The organism is Streptomyces sp. ITFR-21 (genome assembly GCF_031844685.1).
Taxonomy (GTDB): Bacteria; Actinomycetota; Actinomycetes; order Streptomycetales; family Streptomycetaceae; genus Actinacidiphila.
This window is the reverse complement of sequence record NZ_CP134605.1, coordinates 4212968-4232122: the sequence shown is the minus strand read 5'-3', so window position 1 is coordinate 4232122 and position 19155 is coordinate 4212968. Positions and strand designations below refer to the sequence as shown.

Genomic DNA, 19155 nt, shown 5'->3' with positions numbered 1-19155 from the left:
GCTCACACCAGCCGCCGCGCGGTCGCCCACCGGGTCAGCTCGTGGCGGTTGGACAGCTGCAACTTCCGCAGCACGGCGGACACATGGGACTCCACCGTCTTGACGGAGATGAACAGCTGCTTGGCGATCTCCTTGTACGCGTAGCCGCGGGCGATCAGCCGCAGCACCTCGCGTTCGCGCTGGGTGAGGCGGTCGAGGTCCTCGTCGACCGGCGGGGCGTCGGTGGAGGCGAAGGCGTCCAGGACGAAGCCGGCCAGCCGGGGGGAGAAGACGGCGTCGCCGTCCCGCACCCGGAAGATCGAGTCGACCAGGTCGGGGCCGGTGATGGTCTTGGTGACATAGCCGCGGGCGCCGCCGCGGATGACGCCGATGACGTCGTCGGCCGCGTCGGAGACGGACAGGGCGAGGAACCGCACCGGGTGCTGCGGGTCGGCCGTCAAGGACGCCGAGCGGCGCAGCACCTCCACCCCGCCGCCGCCGGGCAGATGGACGTCGAGCAGGACCACCTCCGGGCGGGTCGCGGCGACCACGGACACCGCCTGGTCGACGTCCGCGGCCTCGCCGACGACCTCCACCCCGGTCTCCTCGGTGGCGCCGATCTCCGCCTGCACGCCGGTGCGGAACATCCGGTGGTCGTCCACCAGCACCACCCGGACCCGCCGCCGGCCGCCGGGGCCGGCCGCCGCTCCCCCGTCCGCGGTCCTGTCCGCAAAAGCGCTCATGCCGCCGCCGCCCTCTCCATCTCGAGTTCCACTTCCGTACCCCCGCCCGGCGCCGGACGCAGCCGGGCCTGCCCGCCGTTGCGCTGCATCCGCCCGATGATCGACTCCCGCACGCCCATCCGGTCGCCCGGCACCTGGTCGAGGTCGAATCCGGGCCCGTGGTCGCGTACCGACACGAAGACCCTGGCCCGCTCGACCTCCGCGTAGACCTGGACCGGTCCGTCCCCACCGTACTTGGCCGCGTTGACCATCGCCTCACGCGCGGCCTGGAGCTGGGCGGACAGCCGTTCGTCGAGCGGGCAGTCGCCGACGCAGACCACCTCCACCGGCACCCCGTGGGCGTCCTCCACCTCGGCGGCGGCGGCCCGTACCGCGTCGGCGAGCGTGGCCGGCTCGTCGTCGCCGTCGCGCCCGGTGCCCTCGGGGCGGTAGAGCCAGGAGCGCAGTTCGCGTTCCTGGGCGCGGGCGAGCCGGGTGACCTCGCGGGGCTCCTCGGCGTGCCGCTGGATGAGGGTCAGGGTGTGCAGCACCGAGTCGTGGACGTGCGCGGCGACCTCGGCCCGCTCCTGGGCGCGGATCCGCATCAGGCGCTCGGCGGACAGGTCCTGGGTCATCCGGATCAGGTACGGTCCCGCGATCAGCGCGACCCCCACCAGGACGGCCAGCGCGGCCTGCAGGATGCCGCCGAGGTGGCTGCCGGAGCCGCGGACCACGATGAAGCCGGTGACGCCGGCGATCACCAGGCCGACCCCGGCCGCGGCCCTGGCCAGCGGCCAGAACCGCTTGCCGTGGCTCATCTCCACCCAGCGGGCCTTGCGGGCGTTGTCCGCCTGCCGCCAGACCAGGGCCACCCCGAGGGCGATCACCAGCAGCGGCCACACCGCGCGGTTGGCGGCGCCGAGGTTGAGGTTGTCGACGACGATGCCGGTGCCGACCGCCAGCGCGAGCAGCGCGATGATCTGGCCCCTGTCCGGGCGCCGCCCGGCCAGCCACGAGCGGGCGTCGCGCGGCTCCTTCGCCTCCGCGACGCCGCCGACACCGAGCGGCACGAAGAACCAGAAGACCGCGTAGAGCAGCAGCCCGATGCCGTTGAAGACGGCCAGGACCAGGAAGAACGCCCGCACCCACAGCACGGGCAGCCCCATGTGCCCGGCGAGCCCGCGCGCCACCCCGCCGACCATGCGGCCCTCGGAGCTGCGGTAGAGCCTGCGCGCCCCGGGCTCCTCGGGGTCGGGCGCGGACAGGAAGGACGCCCCGGTGGGCCCGGGGGGCACGCCGGTACGTGCCCCGCCGGGCGGACTGCTCGCTGACATACCCCGATCGTCACACAGCCGCCGTGCCGCGGGCATCAGGGCTGACCCCGCAGATCCGGACCCCGGCGCGGCCCGTCCCGCAGGGGACGGATCAGGGGCGTACCAGGGTCGGGCCGGGTGCCGGCGGCCCCGCCGACCGGTCACCATGGTCGTATGACGGACCAGCCCGAGGCCCCCGCGCCCGAGGACGCCCGCCCGGACCGGCCCGCCGGATCCGGGGCGCCCGGCGGATCCGAGGCGCCCGGCACGTCCGAGGCGCCCGGCACGTCCGAGGCGCCCGGCGGGCCCGGTGTTTCCGGCGGATTTGGTGCCTGCGGGCGCACCGACGGGCAGGACCCGCCCGGGAGCGCCGGGCGGCAGGACCGCCCCCGGCTCGCCCGCGCCCCCAAGGACCAGCGGGTGCTGGCCGGGGTCTGCGCGGGCGCCGGCCGCTGCTTCGACGTGGACCCGGTGATCTTCCGCGTCGTCCTGGTCGTCCTGTCGCTCACCGGCGGGATCGGCCTGATCGTGTACGGGATGGGCTGGCTGCTCATCCCGCAGGAGGGTGAGCAGAGCGAGGCGCACCGGCTGCTGTCCGGCCGGATCGAGGGCGCGCCGCTGACCGCCGTCCTGATGGCGCTGGTCGGCTGCGGACTGTACGCCTCGATGATCGGCAACGGCCCCAACCAGGCGTTCTCCCTGCTGCTGATAGCGGGCACGGCCGGCGCCGTCCACTGGTCGCAGCAGCGCGGCCGGACCCCGGAGGCGGTCTCCCCCGACATGGCCAGCGCGGTCGCCGACGCGCCCCCCGCCGTCCAGGCGCCGCCCGGCCTGGGCGACCCGCTGTCCTGGTGGCGCGAGCCGCTGACGAAGGAACCGCCCTACCTGTGGGGGCCGGACGACGGCCCGTACGGACAGGAGGACCGGGCCGCCTGGCGGCAGCGGAAGAAGGCGGCCCGCGAGCAGAGGGGCTCGTGGCTGTTCGGCTTCACCGGCTGCCTGCTCGCGATGGCCGCGGCGGCCGTCGGCACCGCCGCGTCCTGGCGGCACCAACCCGCCGGCACCAGTGCGGAGATCGGTCTGACGGCGGCGCTCGGCGTCCTGGGCTGCGCTTTCGTGGTCGCCTCGTTCGCCGGCCGGGCCCGCGGCGGCACCGTGTTCCTCTCGGTGCTGGTCGTCGCCGGCCTGATCGCCGCGGCGGCGCTGCCCAGGATCGGCCACGGCCTCGGCAGCACCACCTGGCGCCCGCAGACCGCGTCGGCCGTACGGCCGCTGTACGAGCGCGGCGCCGGCACCGGCACGCTGGACCTGACCCGGCTGGCGCTCGGCGGGCGCGGCGTCAGCACCGGACTCAAGCTCGGCGCCGGGCAGGCGGTGGTCCGGCTGCCCGGCAACGCCACCGTCAGCCTCGACTACGACCTCGGCCTCGGCGAGGTCGTCCTGCCGGGAAGGACCGAGGACGGCGTGCAGCTCACAGCCGGCCGGCACCGGCACCTGATCTACACCCCCGCGCCGGGCACCGTGTCCGGCGGCACCATCGACCTGGACGTCGAAGTGGGCGTCGGCCGGCTGCGGGTGGTCCGGTGAGACGGCACCGCTTCGAGCCGGCCGCCCTGGTGCTGGGCCTGGCGCTGCTCGGCATCACGGCGGCGTTCGTACTGGACGCCTGCGCGGTGTGGGACCTGTCCGACCCGGACCGCTCGGTCCCGCTGGCCGGTTCCGGCCTGGCGCTGGCCGCCGTGACGGCGGTGGTCACACAGGGCGTTCGGAGCGTGCGGGGCCGGTCGCGCCGGCGGCGTCGATAGCGGTGCCGCCGACCCGGGCGGGGGCCGGCCGCCGCCGCCGCGCGAGCAGCGCGTCCAGCGACAGGTACGGCGTGCCGGCCAGCACCAGCGGGATCCACGCCATCAGGTAGGCGAGGTCGTTGCCGTAGTAGTACGGCGAGGTGGACCAGCTCACGGTGAGCCACAGGCTGAGCGAGATCAGCCCGCCGCCCAGCGCGGCCACCCGCCCCAGCAGCCCGAACAGGGTGCCGAGGCCGGCCGCGAGCTCACCGAGTGCGATCGCGTAGCCGAAGCCGTGCGGCGCCTTGAGCGCCAGGTCGATCATCGCCGGTATCGCGGCCTGGTCGTGGGCGCCGTGCAGGATCTGCAGCAGGGAGCCGTTCGCCGAGTCGGTGAAGAAGGTGTCGCTGGTGAGCTTGTCGAGCCCGGCGTAGACGAAGGTCACCCCGAGAAAGATCCGCAACGGCAGCAGTGCGTAGCGACGAGCGGTCTCCCGCCACACCTCAAGCATCGTCTCCCGCCTCTCCCGCCGTCCGCGCCCCCGGACGGGAGCGGTGGTTCGGACGGCTGCGTTCGTCGGGACATACGTACACCCGCCCGCTGTGGTTCACCGCGGGGCCGTCGGGTTGCCGGGCCCGCGGGTGCGGGTGCTGCTGCCGGTGGGCGGGGTCGTCGGGCCGGCGGGCCGCGGCCGGTCGGCAGACCGGCCGCGGGTCACTCCCACTCGATGGTGCCCGGCGGCTTGCTGGTGACGTCCAGCACGACCCGGTTGACGTCCTTGACCTCGTTGGTGATGCGGGTGGAGATCCTGGCGAGTACGTCGTAGGGCAGCCGGGACCAGTCGGCGGTCATCGCGTCCTCGGAGGAGACCGGGCGCAGCACCACCGGGTGGCCGTAGGTGCGGCCGTCGCCCTGGACGCCGACGGAGCGGACGTCGGCCAGCAGCACCACCGGGCACTGCCAGATGTCCCGGTCCAGCCCGGCCGCGGTCAGCTCCTCGCGGGCGATGGCGTCGGCCTCCCGGAGCAGGTCGAGCCGCTCCCGGGTGACCTCGCCGACGATCCGGATGCCCAGCCCCGGGCCGGGGAACGGCTGCCGCTGGACGATCTCCTCGGGCAGCCCCAGCTCCTGGCCGACCATCCGGACCTCGTCCTTGAACAGTTTGCGCAGCGGCTCCACCAGCTGGAACCGGAGGTCCTCGGGCAGACCGCCGACGTTGTGGTGCGACTTGATGTTGGCGGTACCGGTGCCGCCGCCGGACTCCACCACGTCCGGGTAGAGGGTGCCCTGCACCAGGAACTCCACCGGCTGGTCGTCCGGCGCCTCGGCGACGATCTCGGCCTGCGCCTGCTCGAAGACCCGGATGAACTCCCGGCCGATGATCTTCCGCTTCTGCTCCGGGTCGGACACCCCGGCCAGCGCGGCCAGGAACCGCTCGGCGGCGTCCACCACCTTCAGCTGTACGCCGGTGGCGGCCACGAAGTCCTTCTCGACCTGCTCGGTCTCGCCCTTGCGCATCAGGCCGTGGTCGACGTACACGCAGGTCAGCTGGGATCCGATGGCCTTTTGCACCAGGGCGGCGGCGACCGCGGAGTCCACCCCGCCGGACAGCCCGCAGATCGCCCGGCCACCGCCGACCTGCTCGCGGATGAGCGCGATCTGCTCGTCGACGACGTTGGTGGTGGTCCACTGCGGCGAGATGCCGGCGCCGCGGTAGAGGAAGTGCTCCAGGATCTGCTGGCCGTGCGTGGTGTGCAGCACCTCGGGGTGGTACTGGACCCCGTAGAGCCGCAGCGCGTCGTTCTCGAAGGCGGCGACCGGCACCACCTCGGTGGACGCGGTGACGGTGAAGCCCTCGGGCGCGGCGGAGCAGGCGTCGCCGTGCGACATCCACACCGACTGCTCGGCAGGCGTGCCCTCGAAGAGGGTGGAGCCGGGCTTGGCGACCGACAGCGCGGTCCGGCCGTACTCGCGGGCGCCGGTGTTGTCGACGGTGCCGCCGAGCGCGGTGGCCATCAGCTGGAAGCCGTAGCACATGCCGAACACCGGGACCCCGGCCTCGAACAGCGCCCGGTCGAGCGTCGGGGCGCCCTCGGCGTACACCGAGGAGGGGCCGCCGGACAGGATGATCGCGCGGGGCCGCTTGGCGAGCATCTCCGCCACCGGCATGGTGGACGGCACGATCTCGCTGTACACCCTCGCCTCGCGCACGCGGCGGGCGATGAGCTGGGCGTACTGCGCTCCGAAGTCGACGACCAGGACGGTGTCGGGGGCGGCTGGGATCGCTGATGCCACGGGCGGCCTTCCGGCGGTTGCTGCGAGGGGGTCGGCCCCCGAGTCTACCCGCGCCGGGAAGGGCCCCTCGCGTACGGGCGGGGGGCTACCCCGCGGACGGCGCGGTCGCCCGCGGGGCGGGACCCCGGCGCCGGGGTGACGGCATCTCCCACCCGCCGCGTGCGGACCCCTTGCGTTCGGGCGGGGGCGGTGGTCCATACTGGGCGCCATGCAGACGTACACCTTCGCGTTTACCTATGGCACCGGCCGGTCCGGCTGCCATGGTCGCGTCGCGTGAACCGCTGACAGACGACCCACCAGGCGCCCCGGGCCACTCGGCCCGGGGCGCCTGTCGCGTCCGCGGGGCCGGGGGCCCACGACCCGAGGAGCAGACGTGACCGACACCGCGAGGACCACCGAGGCCGCGGCGCGCGCCGCCACCGCCGAACCCGCGACGACCGCCGAGGCCGCCGCCACCACGACCGCGACCACGACCACGACCACGACCGCCGCGCCTACCGGATCCACCGCCACCGCCGAGGCCACCGGGCCCGTCGGGGCCGGCGTGACCGCCGAGCCGGGCGGCGTCCGGGCCCGGGTCGCGCAGCGGCAGCAGCCACCCGCGAGCCGGCCGCGGGCCCGGGTCGAACCCGGCCAGGATCCGGCGCAGCCGGAGGGCACGGCGTCCCTGATCGCCGGGAAGCGCCGCCTGATCGACGATCTGGACGCCCGGATCATCGCCCTGATCGGCGAGCGCATGGCGGTGTCCGGCGAGATCCAGGCCGCCCGGCTCGGCTCCGGTGGCCGGCGGCTGCACCTGAACCGCGAGATGGAGGTGCTGCGCACGTACGGCGAGGCGCTGGGCAGGCCCGGCACCTCGGTGGCGATGACCCTGCTGGAACTGTGCCGGGGCCGGGTCTGACCCGCGCCGGGCGCTCCCGCTGGCCCCGCCTGCCCCGTCGTCGACCCCTTTCAGGGGGATCACCCGAACGGCACGTGACCGCCCGGCGGCCTCTTCGTTGGAGGGAGTGTCCGTGCCATCCAGGGGCGGTAACCCGACACCACGCGTGGAAGAGAACACCGCCCAGACGCAGCTGGGCGGGGTGCAGCCGGTGCGATGAGGCGGGTGCAGTCGTGCACCCGCCGTGGGACCTCGCGCCGGTGAACAGTGGCCGGACGGCAGGGGACAGCAGCCCGGTCACGACCCAAAGAGGCGGTCGGTTCCCGGGGACGCCCGGGACCGGCCGCTCTGCGGTCCCCACATTACCGTGTTTTCAGGGCTTTTTGGGCACCACGGGCACCGGCAGCAGCGGCAGCCGCAGCGCGCCGAAGGCGTCCTCGGGCACCACCGGCGCGGTCGGCGGGACCGCGGCGATCCGGCGGTAGGCCGCGCCCTGTTCCGGCCGCGGGTCCGCCTCACCCTTGTTGGGCCACAGCGACATCGCCCGTTCGGCCTGCGCGGTGATGGTCAGCGACGGGTTGACCCCCAGGTTCGCCGACACCGCGGAACCGTCCACGACATGGATGCCCGGGTACCCGTACAGCCGGTGGTACGGGTCGATGACGCCGTGTTCCGGGTCCTCGCCGATCGGGCAGCCGCCCAGGAAGTGCGCGGTCATCGGCCGCTGGACCGCCTCGCCCACGTTGCTGCCGGCGAAGCCGTTGATCTCCGCCGCCAGCAGCCGGGCCGCCTCGGCGCCCTCCGGGATGTGCGCCGGGTTGGGGGCGCCGTGGCCCTGCCGGGCGGTCAGCAGCCCCTTTCCCAGGCCCCTGGGCTTCCGGTACGTGGTCAGGGAGTTGTCGCCGGTCTGCATGACCAGGCCGATGATGGTCCGCTCCGACCAGCGGTGGTTGGACAGCGCGCGCAGCGTCAGCATCGGGTGCCGGGCGGTGTTGCCGGCGAACTCCAGCCAGCGCGGCACCCGGCCGCGGTACGGGGCGGCCAGGATCGACAGGCTGCCCATCGCGTTGGAGCCGCGGCCGTAGCGCACCGGCTCGACGTGGGTGTGGTCGTTGGGGTGCATCGACGAGGTGATGGCGACGCCCCTGGTGAAGTCCAGCGGGCGGTCCGGGTGGCGCCGGCGGTAGCGGCGCGGTGTGGTCTGCGCGCCCACCAAGGCCTCGGAGTTGGTCCGGGTCAGCTCGCCGAGCCGGGCCGGGACGTCCGGCAGCCGGCCGGTGTCGCGCATGGTGTGCAGCAGCGTCTGGGTGCCGTAGGTGCCGGCCGCGAGCACCACCTGGCGGGCCCGCAGCACCCGTTGCCCGCCCTTCCTCCGGCGGTCGGTGCGGACGGCGGTGACCCGGTAGCCGCCCTCGGGGTCCTCGGCGAGGCCCACCACGGTGGTCATCGGGTGGATGGCCGCGCCGGCCCGCTCGGCCAGGTGGAGGTAGTTCTCGTTGAGGGTGTTCTTGGCGCCGTGCCGGCAGCCGGTCATGCACTCGCCGCACTCCAGGCACGCGGTGCGGGCCGGGCCGGTGCCGCCGAAGTACGGGTCGGGCACCTGCTGTCCCGGCGCCGCCGCCGACTGCCCGCCGGCGTCCCGGCCGTCGCCGAAGAACACCCCGACCGGCGCCGGGCGGAAGGTGTCGCCCACTCCCATCTCCCGTGCGGCGGCGCGGAGATGGATGTCGGACGGGGTGAGCGTCGGGTTGGGCCGCACGCCGAGCATGCGCCGCGCCTGCTCGTAGTAGGGCGCCAACTCCTGCTGCCAGTCGGTGATGTGGCCCCACTGGCGGTCCCGGAAGAACGCGGCGGGCGGCACGTAGAGGGTGTTGGCGTAGTTCAGCGAGCCGCCGCCGACGCCCGCGCCCGCCAGCACCAGGACGTTGCCGAGGACGTGGATGCGCTGGATGCCGTAGAGGCCGAGGGCCGGCGCCCACAGGTAGTCGCGGACGGCCCAGGAGTTCTTCGGCAGTTCGGACCTGGCGAACCGGCGGCCGGCCTCCAGGACGCCGACCGTGTAGCCCTTCTCGGTCAGCCGCAGCGCCGAGACCGCGCCGCCGAAGCCGGAGCCGACGACGAGGACGTCGAAGTCGTAGCCGTCGGCGCGGCCGTCGGGCGCCCTGTCCCCGCCGTCGCCGATCGCGCCGCCGTGTCCCCCCGCGCCGCGTTCGCCGTCCTTGAGTGCCACAGGTTCCTCCGGGGGTAGCTCCGTGGTCGGGTCACGGCGGGTGGTTCAGCCGATACGCAGAGTCTTCAGGATCCGCAGCGACCGGTTGAGGAAGGACGCGTACTTCTGGTCGTCCATGCCGAACGCGGGCGCCATCGGCATCAGCCGCTGGACGGCCACGGTCTGCGCCTCGGTGTACTTGAGGATGCCCTCGGAGCCGTGCCGGCGGCCGAGGCCGGAGTCCTTCATGCCGCCCATGGGAGCGCGGATGCTGCCGTACGCCGCCGCGTAGCCCTCGTTGAGGTTGACCGTGCCGGAGCGCAGCCGGGCGGCGATCCGCAGGCCGCGCGCGGCGTCCTTGGTCCACACGCTCGCGTTGAGGCCGTACGTACCGGAGTTGGCGCGCTCGACGGCCTCGTCCTCGTCGCCGAACCGGTAGACGGAGACCACCGGGCCGAAGGTTTCCTCGGCGCAGACGGCCATCGGGGGCACCACGCCGTCGAGGACGGTCGGCTCGTAGACGTAGGGGCCGACGTCGGGCCGGGGCCGGCCGCCGGCCAGGACCGTGGCGCCCTTCTCGCGGGCCTCCTCCACATGGCGGGTGACGGTCGCCAACTGCCGCTCGCCGACCAGCGATCCCATGCCGGCGCCGTAGGCGAGACCGGTGCCGAGCCGGATCGCCCGGGTGCGGGCGACGAACTTCGCCAGGAACGCGTCGGCGACCTCTTCGGCGACCAGCAGCCGCTCGACGGAGACGCACAGCTGCCCGGCGGAGGCAAAGCAGGCCCGGACCGCGCCGTCCGCGGCCTTGTCCAGGTCGGCGTCGCGCAGCACCAGCAGGGGGTTCTTGCCGCCGAGTTCGAGGGAGGCGCCGATCAGCCGGCCGGCGGCGCGCCGGGCGACCTCACGGCCGGTGGTGGTGGAGCCGGTGAAGGAGACGTAGTCGGCGTGCTCGATCAGCGCCGGGCCGACCACCGGGCCCTCGCCGATCACGATCTGCCAGGCGTCCGCGGGCAGTCCGGCCCCGATCAGCAGGTCTCGGGCCCACAACGAGGTGAGCGCGGTCTCGGTGTCGGGCTTGGTCACCAGCGCGTTGCCGGCCACCAGCGCGGGCAGCGCGTCACCGACGGTCAGCTCCAGCGGGTAGTTCCAGGGCGCGATCTGCCCGACCACCCCGCGCGGCTGGCGCAGCTCGACGGCCCTGGTCAGTACCGGGATCGCGCCGGTGTGCCGCTTGGGCCCGAGGTAGCCGGGCGCCTTGACGCCGTAGTGCCGGGCCGCCGCGGCGACCGACTGCACCTCCTCGTGGGCGTGCAGGCGGGCTTTGCCGGTCTCCAGCTGGATCAGGTCGAGCACCTCGGCCTGCCGGGTGAGCAGCAGGTCGTGGAAGCGGAGCAGTACGGCGGCGCGGCGCCGGACCGGGGTGGCGGCCCACCCGTGCTGTGCGGCGCGGGCCCGGTCGAAGGCCGCCGCGACCTCCGCCAGGGTGGTCTCGGGGAGGTCGGCGAGCTTCCCGCCGGTCAGCGGGGTGTGGCTGACCGCCTTGCCGCTCCCGACGACGCCGCGGGTCAGCCGGGCCAGCAGGTCCGGGGTGACGACGTCGAGCGGACCGCGCCCGCCCGCGGGCACGACCGGGTTTCCGTCGGCGGTGGGCGGGGGGAGCTGCGGCGATTCCGTCATGCCGGTGAGGTTACGACCGCCGGGCGCCGACGGCTACCCGTGAGTAGCCGTTTTCTCGCCGCGCCGCGCGACCACGCCACCGATCACCGGCACGTTCCACCCGGGGCCGTGTCACCGCAGCTCGGACCGCCGTAACCGACGGTACGCGAAACCCCCGGGCCGGGCCGCGGCTCCCGGCCGGACGGAAAGCGCGCCCCGGAGCCCGCCGGGGCGCGGCCCGGGAAGCCGCGACCGGGGCGGACCGCAAGCGCCGCCCCCGGCGGCCCCCGACCCGGCGGGCGGGCCCGCGGCATCCCGGGGCATCCCGGGGCATCCCGGGCGGATCAGCCCGGCCGGAAGGTGCTGACGGCCGTGTCGAAGGCCCGGCGGGTCGTTTCCACCTGGGCCACCGGGCCCGACACCCATATGTCGTACATCCGCCCGTTCTCCGTCCAGCACAGGTCGAAGGTGCGCCGGGCGCCTCCGGCGGCGGTGAAGCCGTCGTAGGTGAACTCCCACAGCGCCGCCTCCTGCCGGTGCCGGGTGGTGCGGGTGATCACCCCGTCCCGGTAGCCCGGGTAGACCCCCGAGGTCGGCGCCTCCACGTGCTGGTCGTGCATCACCGCGTACGGGCCGCGCGGGTCCGGCACCTGCTCGCGCTCGCCGAAGCGGAAGACGTTCCCCGGCGACCAGTAGTACGTCCGGGGACCCTGCGGGTCGCGGCGGGAGCCCGTGAGCAGGGCCACCGAGAAGCCCTCGGGGTCGGTGACCGCGGTGTAGCCGGCCGGGAGCGGCGGCGCCGGGGTGGTGGCCGGGGCACGGCGGGCCGGGGCGGCGCTGACCGGCGGCCCGCTCGCCAGGGCCGGCGCGGGGGCGCCGTCCGCGCCGCGGGTGACCAGCACCGCCGCGGTCGCCCCCGCGACGACCGCGAGCACCACCACGGCGAGCGCCACGACCGCGGTACGGCCCCGGGAGCGGTGGCCGGCGGGTACCCCCGGCCCGGCGGCGGATCCGCCCGGCGCCGGTTCCGGGGTGGTCGGATCCGGCGCCGGCGCGGGGGACGCGGCCGGGGCCGGATCCGGGACGGCCGACGGCAGTTCCGGGGTGGGCGCCGACGGCCCGGTCCCGGTCTGCGCGTACGCCGTCAGCTCCGTCCGTACCCGCGCGGCCGACATCCGGCGGGCCGGATCCCGCTCCAGCAGGCCCCTGATCACCGGTGCCAGCGGGCCGGCCGCCGCCGGCGGGTCGATGGCGCCGAGGGCGACCGCGTGCACGATCTCGCCGATCGACTCGCGGTGGAACGGCGACTGCCCGTCGACGGCCGCGCACAGCAGCACACCCAGCGACCACAGGTCGGCCGCGGGCCCGGCCGGCTGCCCCGACATCCGTTCGGGCGCGGTGTACTCGGGCGAGCCGACGAACGACCCGGTCTCGGAGATGGTGTTGCCGCCGGGCAGCCGGGCGATGCCGAAGTCGCTGAGCACCACCCGGCCGTCCTCGCCGAGCAGCACGTTGGCCGGCTTCACGTCGCGGTGCTGGATGTCGTGCCGGTGGGCGGCGCGCAGCGCGTCGGCGACCGCGGCGCCGATCCTGGCCGCCTCCCGCGGCTCCAGCGGGCCGTCCGCAGCCAGCCGGTCGGCCAGCGACAGCCCGTCGACCAGTTCCATCACGATCCACGGCCGGCCGTCCTGCTCCACCACGTCGTGCACCACCACGACGTGCGGATGCCGGACCCGGGCCACGCTGCGCGCCTCGCGCAGCGCCCGGCCGCGCTGCTTGTCCGCCTCCGCCTCGGTCAGGCCGGCGCCGGGCAGGTGCAGTTCCTTGACCGCGACCTGCCGCCGCAACAGCTCGTCGGTGGCCCGCCAGACCGTGCCCATCCCGCCGCGCCCCAGCCGTCCGGTGATCCGGTACCGGCCGGCGATCACGTCCCGCGGCTGGTGCGCGGCCGTGGTCCGTCCCCCGTCACTTGCCATACCGTCATGATGCCGCAGCCCGGTGGCCGCCCCCGGCGCTCCGCACACGATCCGCACACGGCGCCACCCGACACGACCGCGCCGGCAGGCCCGCGCGGTCGGGCCCGCGGCGGCCGGTCCGCGCCGTCCTGCCGTGCGGTACGGGTGCGGTACGGGTGCGGTACGGGTGCGGTACGGGTGCGGTACGGGTCAGCCTGCCGTGTACGTCTCCACGACCTTGTCGAACGCGCGCTGCACGGCGGCGCGTTGGCTGTCCGGGCCGGCGATCAGCACGACGTGGTAGCGGCCGCCCACCAGGATCGCCAGGTTGCGGGCGTAGACGCTCTGCTCGTCGGCGTCCCGCCAGGTGTACTCGCCCTCGGCGGCCTGGTGGCCGCGGATGGTGAGCGTCTGCAGGCCGGCCGCGGAGGACCACGACGAGGCGCGGAAGTCGGCGAGTTCGCGTTCCACCAGCTGGTACGCCAGGGGGTCGCTGGTGTCGCCGGACGCCTTGTCGCGGCCGGGGACCACGGTCATGGTGATGTCGCTGCCGGTGTAGCGCACCTGGCCCTGGTTGTTCTTGCCGGACCGCAGCCAGCCGGTGTGCACGGCGACGGTGAAGCCCGCGCTGTCGGCGCGCAGCGCGAAGTCGGGCCCGAGGTCGGGGGGCGCGCTGGGGGCGTCGGTCGTCGGCTCGGTGGCCGGGGGCTTGGTCGTGGGCGCCTTGCCGGTCGGCTCGGTACTGGCCGCGGCGGTGGTGGGTGGCGCGGTGGTGTGGTCCTTGCTGCCGCCGCCGCTGCCCGGCATCTCCGCCGGCACCGTGCGGTCGCCGTTCGGGTCGGCGGAGGAGGTGTGGCGGTTGGGCATGACGAGCATGGCGTAAAGCACCACGGCGGCCAGCACCACCAGTACCGCGACCAGGAGGCGGGCACCGAGCCGGCGCGGCTGGGCCTCAGCGGCGGCGGAGGTGTGGGAGACCACCTGCTCCTCGGGGAACCGCTCCTGCATCATCTCGCTGAGCCGGGCGCTCTCCCGCTTGGCGCGGACCGCCTTGGCCTGCTTGCCGCGGGCGTGCCGGCGGTGCTGGCCGGACGGGTCGGCGTCCGCGGCAACCCGCTCGCGCCGCTTGCGGACCAGCTCGCCCTTGCGCCGCTTGACCGGCAGCTTCGTCGCGTCGGTGGGCAGCGGGACGGTCACGGTGCCGAGGTCGGGTTCGGGCGCGGAGCGGATCAGCGACCGCAGCCAGCCGCCCAACTCCTCGGCGTCGGGGCGCTCCTCGGGGTCGGGGCGCAGCAGCGACTCCACGACCGGCCGCAGCGGGCCGCACTCCTCGGCGAAGGCGGGTGGTTCGGCGCACACCAGTTGAACGAGTTCGGCGGCGCTGTCCTCGGGGTAGGGCGGGTGGCCCTGGACGCTGCGGAACAGCAGCGAGCCGAGCGCCCACAGGTCGGCCGCCGGGCCGACCGGCGGGGACAGCCGCCAGTTCTCGTGCACCTCGTGGGCCTGCTCGGGCGCCCAGCGCTCGGTGACCGCGCCGACCACGGTGATCCGGTTCTGCCGGGCCCGCTCCTGCTCCAACGCGGACTGCGGGCCGTGCCAGGACGGCTCGGTGCCGCCGGCCAGTACCTGCTCGGGCAGCGGGTCGTAGCCGCACAGCGCCTCCTGGGCGGCGCCGGCGGCGAGTCCGCCGAGCATCGCCCGGCCGTCGTCGCAGAGCAGCACGGTGCTGGCGGTGACGTTGCGGTGGGTCCAGCCGTGGGTGTGCAGCGCCCGCAGCGCGGCCAGCACGTCGGAGGCGATCTCGGCGGCGCGGAAGGCGTCCAGCGGGCGCTCAGCGAGGAACGCGGCGAGCGGCCGGGCGGACACCAGTTCGCTCGCGATCCACAGGCTGCCGCCCTCGACGAAGATGTCGAAGACCTGCACCAAGCGCGGGTGGTCGGGGATTGCGGCGGCGGCGCGGGCCGCGTCCAGCGCCCGCCTGGCACTGTCACCCAGCCCCTCCGGGTCGCCGAACGGCCCGTCCTCGCCCGGCAGTTCGGCGGTCACCACCTCGGGCAGCAGCACCTGCCGGACCAGGACCTCCTGCCCGCTGTACGTGTCGAAGGCGCGGGTCTCGGCCAACTCGAACTCGTCGGCCGGCGGCCTGGGCAGCCGATAGCGCTCGGCGAGCACCCGCCCTGCGTACTCCTCCACGGTGCCCCCCTCTCGGCCCCGGTCCAACTCTCCTGCGCCACATGGTCCGATCCGACCCGGTCCGACCCGGTCACGCTTGCGTCCGGATGCGGATGCGGACGGTCCTCAAGTACTCACCATACGTGCTGCGCGGCAATCCTTCGGCCGGTTTCCCGGTTGTTCGTGCGGCCCCGGCCCTGGCCGAGTAGCTGCTTACCCCTTTGCCGCCTCTTGTACTCCCGTTGTGCTTCCGTGCGCGGGCCGGCACCCCGTCCGCGCCGGCCGCCCGGCTGCTGAAAGGCCGGTGCCCGGCCGTCAGTCGGTGGGGGTGAACGTCGCGAAGAACGTGTCCCGCAGCCGCGCGGAGGCCGCGCTGTCCCAGTCGCCGGCCGGGATCGAGACCATGATCGAGTAGGCGCGGTCGCCGTCCACCGCGAAGCCGCGGTTGCGCACCCGGACCTTGCGCCCGTCCACGGTGCGGGTGAACTCCCAGTCGGCGGCGGTGGGGTAGCCGCGGTACGCGACCGGCCCGATGGAGATCCGGTGGTAGTCGCGGCTCGAACCGGCCACCGTGGACTCCTCGTCCCTCCACGCGGCGGCCGCGTCCTTCTTCGGGCTGTCGGAGAAGTCGACCTGGACCCGCGGGTATCCGCCGTGCGCGCTGTAGATCACCCCTGAGCCTTTCCCCGCCTGGCCGGTCTGACGCCAGCCGTCGGGCATGGCCATCCGGAAGTGGAACGCGGCGTCGGCGACCGTGGTGAAGCCGCTCGGCGGGGTGGCGCCCGCGGCCTCGTCCTCGCCGCTGTCGTCGTCCCCCTCGTCGTCCGACGGCGTCCCGGTCGCCGCCGAGGCGGCCGACGTAGCCGGACGGGAGGGGGTGCCGGCGGCGGAGCTGCGGCCGGAGGGCGCCGTGGCCGGTCCGGTGCCGGAGGCGTGGGGGGTGCTGCTCGCGGACGGCTTGCCGCCGCCGTTCTTGCTCTCCCCGCCGCCGTCCCCGCCGCCGGAGTTGGCGATCGCGACGCCTATCACCGTACCCAGGACGGCGATCACCACCGCGGCGATCACTATGACCAGGGTGCGCCGCGGCCCCCCGTCGGCGAACGGCTCCCCGGCCCGCGGGCCCGGCGGGTGCCCGGGGGCGCCGGGCCCCGGGGCGGCGGCGGCCCTGCGGACCGAGCGCAGCGCGTCCCGGACCCGGGCCTGGTCGGCTGCGGCCTCCACGGTGGCCGCGGGCGCGTCGCTGGGGGCGGGCTGCGGGTCGACGGGCGGCACGGCGGTGCCGGCGTCCGCGGCGGGCGGCGCCACCGGGCGGTCCGGGGCCTCGGCGACCGCGGCCAGCAGGGCACGGGCGCCGGGCTCGGTCAGCCGCCGCTCGGGGTCCTTGACCAGCAGGCCCTTGATCACCTCGGCCAGCGGCCCGGCGTTGCGCATCGGGCCGACCGGCTCGGTCATCACCGCGGTCAGCGTGGCGATCGCCGAGCCCTTGTCGTACGGCGGGTGCCCCTCGACCGAGGCGTAGAGCAGCGCGCCCAGCGACCACAGGTCGGCCGGCGGTCCCGGCTTCTGGCCGCGCGCGCGTTCCGGGGAGATGTACGAGGGCGCGCCGACCAGCATGCCGGTGGAGGTCACCGACGGGTCGCCGTCGATCTGCGCGATGCCGAAGTCGCCGAGCACCACCCGCCCGTCGTCCGCGAGCAGCACGTTGGACGGCTTCACGTCACGGTGCAGGATGCCCTCGCGGTGCGCGGCCCGGAGCACGTCGAGCAGCACCAGGCCGACCTCGGCGGCGCGCTTGGGGGTCAGCGGGCCGTCCTCGCGGATCGCGTCGGACAGCGACCGGCCCTCGACCAGCTCCATCACGATCCACGGCCGGTCGTCCTCCTTGACCACGTCGAAGACGGTGATCGCGCCGGTGTTGCGGATCCGCGCGGTGGCCTTGGCCTCGCGCAGCGTCCTGGTGACCAGGCGGCGCTTCTCGTCGTCGTCGACGTCGCCGGGGAAGCGCAGCTCCTTGACGGCGACGCTGCGGCCGAGCGTCTCGTCGACGGCGCGCCAGACCGTACCCATGCCGCCCTTGCCGAGCACGGTGCCGAGCCGGTACCGGTCCGCGAGGAGACGTCCGTCGGTACCTTCGACCTGGCTCATGGATTCCCTCTGCTGTGCCGGCGTTGTCAGGCGGTCTGTCGGGCGGTCTGTCGGGCGGTCTGGCGGCGGTCTGGCGGCGGTTCGGGGTATCGGACGGTGCGGCGCCCGGGTGCTGCGGTACGGGCCGTGCGGGCGGTACGGGCGGTGCGATCGGCGCGGTGCGGTACGGAACGCCGCGCCGGGGAGCGGCGCGCCGCGGGCAGTGCAGACAGCCATCATCGCCGAACGGGGGAGGCGGAAGCCAACCAGACCTATCCGCCGGATTGCCGGAAACCGGCCACGGCCGTGTCGAACACCGGCCGCTGCCGGTCCCACTCGGCGTCGGGGGCGGACAGGTAGACCGCGTACTCGGTCTGGCCGGGCCTGCCGAAGCCCAGGTCGATCGCGTGGTACTCGCGCACCGACCCCTGGAAGGTGAACTCCCAGATGGCCGCCGGGTCGCCGAACCGCGTGGTGGGATCGAGCCGTTCGCGGTGGTAGTCGTCGACCTGCCCGCGGGTCTGGGACTCCAGGGACGTCCAGTGCGCGTACGGGCTGGTGCTGGCGAAGTCCAGCGAGCTGATCTTGAGGTCGATCCGCTGCGTCGGGTCGATGAAGTCCACCTGTTCGCCGTCGTGCGTGACCTGTTTGGTCCAGCCGTCGGGCACCGGCAGGGAGTAGCCGCGGTCGGGGTTGCTGAACAGGTGGTAGCCCGCCGGGACCGGCGGCGGAGGCGGGGTGGTGACGGCGGGAGCGGTCGACGGCGCGGGCGTGGTGGCGGTCGCGACCGTCGTGGCCGGCGCGGTGGGGCCGCTGCCGGTGGGTTTCGCGTCCGGGCCGGCGCCGCCGCCCCGCTGGCTCACCGCGTAGGCGCCGCCGGCCACGACGACGACCGCGACCGCCGCGGCGACCCAGCCGCCCGCGGCGCGCCCGCGGCGCCGCCCGCCCGGCCCTGCCGGCGGCGGGGGCCCCGCGGGCAGCGGGGTGTGCGGTCCGTACGCGCTGCGCGCGTACTGCGGTATCGGTCCCGGCTGCGGGACGCCGGGGGTCTTGGGTATGCGCGGCCCACCCGGTGCGCCCGGCGCGCCCGGTATCGGTCCGAAGCCGCGGACGGCCGTCGCGGTCGGCAGTTCGTCGGGCCTGGCGGTGAACCGCCCGACCAGCGCGGTGTCCTGCTCGGAGGCGGGCAGCCGCAGCAGCCGCTCGGCCTCCGCCGCGGACAGCCGCCGGGCCGGCTCCTTGGCGAGCAGGCCGGCGATCACCGTCGTGAGGTCGCCCGCGTTGGGCGCCGGCGCGACGGGTTCCTCGGCGATGGCGTACGCCGTCTCGATCGCGGTCGGCCGGCGGAACGGCGAGGTGCCCTCGACCGCCTGGTAGAGGGTGGCGCCCAGCGCCCACAGGTCGGCCTCGGGGCCCGGCGGGACGCCGCGGATGCGCTCGGGCGACAGGAAGTCGATGGAGCCGATGATCTCCCCGGTGCGGGTCAGCGTGGAGGTGCCGGACGCCTGGGCGATGCCGAAGTCGGTGAGCACCACCCGGCCTCCCCCGTCGCCGTCGGCGGCGGAGCTGCCGCCCTCGACACCGAGCAGGACGTTGCCGGGCTTCACGTCGCGGTGCAGCACCCCGGCACGGTGCGCGGCCCGCAGCGCGGCGACCATGCCGCGGCCGATCCGGGCCGCCTCGGCCACCGGCAGCGGGCCCTCCCGCTTGAGGAGTTCGCCGAGCGTCACCGACGGCACGTACTCCATGACGATGGACGGCAGCCCGGCGTCGTCGACCACGTCGTGCACGACGATCACGTTGGGGTGGCTGATCCGGGCCGCGGCGCGGGCCTCGCGCCGGGTGCGTTCGAAGAGGGTGGCGAGTTCGTCGTCGGCCATGTGCGGCTGCGGCGGGTGCAGCTTCTTGACCGCGACCTGGCGGCCGAGCAGCTCGTCCTCGGCCCGCCACACCGTGCCCATGCCGCCGCGGCCGATCCGCTCCAGCAGCCGGTACCGGCCCGCGACCAACCGCCCCTCGTCGCCCTGTCCGACCATTTCGCGTCCTCCACCCGTGCCCCGTGC

At 75.2% G+C, this 19155-nt stretch carries 13 protein-coding genes; 3 read left to right on the top strand and 10 right to left on the bottom strand.

Annotation, left to right across the window (positions count from 1 at the left end; all coding sequences use genetic code 11):
* Positions 1–2: 2 nt before the first annotated feature.
* A complete protein-coding gene (locus RLT57_RS18675; RefSeq protein ID WP_311298531.1) occupies positions 3–722 on the bottom strand; it encodes a response regulator transcription factor in 720 nt (239 codons plus the stop codon).
* Entirely contained in the window at positions 719–2035 is a 1317-nt protein-coding gene (locus tag RLT57_RS18670) for an ATP-binding protein (RefSeq protein ID WP_311298530.1), read from the bottom strand. Before RLT57_RS18670 ends, RLT57_RS18675 begins: the two co-directional genes overlap by 4 nt.
* A 153-nt stretch (positions 2036–2188) precedes the next feature.
* Here RLT57_RS18670 and RLT57_RS18665 point away from each other — a divergent pair, with 153 nt between their 5' ends.
* Positions 2189–3601 (top strand): PspC domain-containing protein, encoded by a 1413-nt coding sequence (locus RLT57_RS18665; RefSeq protein WP_311298529.1) that lies wholly within the window; start codon positions 2189–2191, stop codon positions 3599–3601.
* Positions 3598–3819, top strand: coding sequence for a hypothetical protein (locus RLT57_RS18660; RefSeq protein WP_311298528.1), 222 nt, complete (start codon positions 3598–3600; stop codon positions 3817–3819). Before RLT57_RS18665 ends, RLT57_RS18660 begins: the two co-directional genes overlap by 4 nt.
* Here RLT57_RS18660 and RLT57_RS18655 read toward each other — a convergent pair.
* Both RLT57_RS18655 and guaA read right to left on the bottom strand, forming a co-directional pair.
* Positions 3767–4309: a DoxX family protein gene (locus tag RLT57_RS18655; protein ID WP_311298527.1), complete on the bottom strand. Its 543-nt coding sequence runs from the start codon at positions 4307–4309 to the stop codon at positions 3767–3769. The two genes, RLT57_RS18660 and RLT57_RS18655, sit on opposite strands and share 53 nt — an antisense overlap.
* A gap of 203 nt (positions 4310–4512) precedes the next feature.
* Positions 4513–6093, bottom strand: a complete 1581-nt coding sequence (gene guaA / locus RLT57_RS18650; RefSeq protein ID WP_311298526.1) for a glutamine-hydrolyzing GMP synthase — start codon at positions 6091–6093, stop codon at positions 4513–4515.
* Positions 6094–6637: 544 nt separating this feature from the next.
* Between guaA and RLT57_RS18645 the strand changes: the two genes are divergently transcribed.
* On the top strand, positions 6638–6994 hold the full coding sequence (locus RLT57_RS18645) for a chorismate mutase (RefSeq protein ID WP_432759759.1): 357 nt from the start codon (positions 6638–6640) through the stop codon (positions 6992–6994).
* Positions 6995–7346: 352 nt separating this feature from the next.
* On the opposite strand, the gene RLT57_RS18640 is transcribed toward RLT57_RS18645, so the two are convergent.
* The 6 genes from RLT57_RS18640 to RLT57_RS18615 form a co-directional block, all read right to left on the bottom strand.
* A complete protein-coding gene (locus RLT57_RS18640; protein WP_311300765.1) occupies positions 7347–9155 on the bottom strand; it encodes a GMC family oxidoreductase in 1809 nt (602 codons plus the stop codon).
* Between the two features lie 93 nt (positions 9156–9248).
* The gene (locus RLT57_RS18635; protein WP_311298524.1) at positions 9249–10862 is read right to left on the bottom strand and encodes a succinic semialdehyde dehydrogenase; all 1614 of its coding nucleotides are present in this window, start codon (positions 10860–10862) and stop codon (positions 9249–9251) included.
* 323 nt (positions 10863–11185) lie between these two features.
* On the bottom strand, positions 11186–12817 hold the full coding sequence (locus RLT57_RS18630) for a serine/threonine-protein kinase (RefSeq protein ID WP_311298523.1): 1632 nt from the start codon (positions 12815–12817) through the stop codon (positions 11186–11188).
* 189 nt (positions 12818–13006) lie between these two features.
* Positions 13007–14989 (bottom strand): protein kinase, encoded by a 1983-nt coding sequence (locus tag RLT57_RS18625; RefSeq protein ID WP_311298522.1) that lies wholly within the window; start codon positions 14987–14989, stop codon positions 13007–13009.
* A gap of 294 nt (positions 14990–15283) precedes the next feature.
* Positions 15284–17113, bottom strand: coding sequence for a serine/threonine-protein kinase (locus tag RLT57_RS18620; protein WP_311298521.1), 1830 nt, complete (start codon positions 17111–17113; stop codon positions 15284–15286).
* Positions 17114–17364: 251 nt separating this feature from the next.
* Complete coding sequence (locus RLT57_RS18615; RefSeq protein WP_311298520.1) at positions 17365–19128, bottom strand: serine/threonine-protein kinase; 1764 nt, start codon at positions 19126–19128, stop codon at positions 17365–17367.
* Positions 19129–19155 lie beyond the last annotated feature (27 nt).